Origin of the sequence: Streptomyces mexicanus, assembly GCF_902506575.1 — a bacterium.
Classification (GTDB): Bacteria; Actinomycetota; Actinomycetes; order Streptomycetales; family Streptomycetaceae; genus Streptomyces; species Streptomyces mexicanus.
In genome coordinates, this window is the sequence record NZ_LR732702.1 from 1 (window position 1) to 1,345 (window position 1,345).

The 1,345-nt window shown below is 75.1% G+C and carries 2 protein-coding genes; both read right to left on the reverse strand.

Annotation, left to right across the window (positions count from 1 at the left end; all coding sequences use genetic code 11):
• Nucleotides 1–499 (reverse strand): hypothetical protein (locus GV126_RS37245; protein WP_268977532.1); only part of this gene is annotated, 499 nt, incomplete at its 3' end.
• A 101-nt stretch (nucleotides 500–600) separates the two neighbouring features.
• Complete coding sequence (locus GV126_RS35545; RefSeq protein ID WP_159675577.1) at nucleotides 601–1,257, reverse strand: response regulator; 657 nt, start codon at nucleotides 1,255–1,257, stop codon at nucleotides 601–603.
• Between the last annotated feature and the right edge of the window lie 88 nt (nucleotides 1,258–1,345).

Sequence of the window (1,345 nt, forward strand, 5' to 3'; positions counted from 1 at the left end):
GGCGGGGTGAGGGGGGTGTAGGGGGGTGGGGGGTGGCGTGGGGTGGGGTCGCGGCGTGGGGGGGGGGGGTGGGGTGGTCGCCGGGCTGGTGGCGCCGGAGGGCGGTGCGGAGTGTGCAGGCGGTGTCGTCGGCGTCGTCCGCGCGGGGCCCGCTGTCGGCGTGGTGGACGACTGCCGCCGAGCCGGCCACCGCAGCGGCGACCGGATCGCCCGGCGTACCGGTCGGCGGGCCCGGGACGCCGAACGCGGCGGGCAGCCCGAGCAGGAGGGCCGCGAGCACGGCGACGACGACGAGAGACCGGGCACGACGGGTGCGGCCGGCCGCGGCGGGGACGGGGGGACGACACGTGCGGACGGTGGTTCCGGTGCCGGGAACGCGGCCGGTGCGGGCGGCCGTTCCGGCGCCGGGTGCCCGGCCGGTTCGGAGGACGACCCGAAAGGCGGTGCTGAAGACGGTGCGGAGGGCGGTGGGGAGGACGGTGCGTGCCGGGCGGTGCATGCGCCGTCCCCCTCTCGTCGCGGCGTGCGGTGCGGGTCGGTGCCCGGGGTCCGGTCGAGCGGGTGGGTGTCCGGACCCCGGGCGGTCGTCGGGCCGGGACGTCAGGGTTCGATCAGGCCGGCGCGGATGGCGTAGCGGGTGAGTTCCAGGCGGTCCCGCAGGCCGAGTTTGTGCAGCAGGTTGGCGCGGTGGCGCTGGACGGTCTTGATGCTGATGAACAGCAGCTCGGCGATCTCCTTGGACGAGTGCCCCTCGGCGACGAGTTTGAGGACCTCTTCCTCGCGTGGGGTGAGGATCTGGTCGGGGGTCTCCTCGCCGTGGCGGACCCGGTCCAGGTAGTTGCGGATCAGCGCGGTGACCGCGCCGGGATACAGGAAGGGCTCGTCCCGCATCGCGGCCCGGCAGGCGGCGACCAGGTCCTGGTCGGCGACGGACTTGAGCACGTACCCGCCGGCCCCGGCCTTCAGCGCCTGGAAGAAGTACTGCTCGTTGTCGTGCATGGTGAGCATCAGGATCCGCAGGCCCGGTTTGAGCGCGGCCAGTTCGCGGGCGGCCTGCAGGCCGGTCATGCGGGGCATGGCGATGTCCAGGACGGCCAGGTCGACGTCGTGGGTCCGGGCCAGTTCGACGGCCTCGGCACCGTCGCCGGCCTCGGCGACCACGTGCAGATCCGGTTCCTGGTCCAGGATGAGCCGCACCCCTCGGCGGACGAGCGCGTGGTCGTCGGCGAGCAGGATCCGGATCGTGCCCGGTCCCATCGTCGAGGTCCCGATCGGGTCGGGCGCCGGGGCGGTGGTCGGGGCAGCGGTGTCGGCGGTGCTCGGGGCGGGCGTGCGGGTGGTGGTC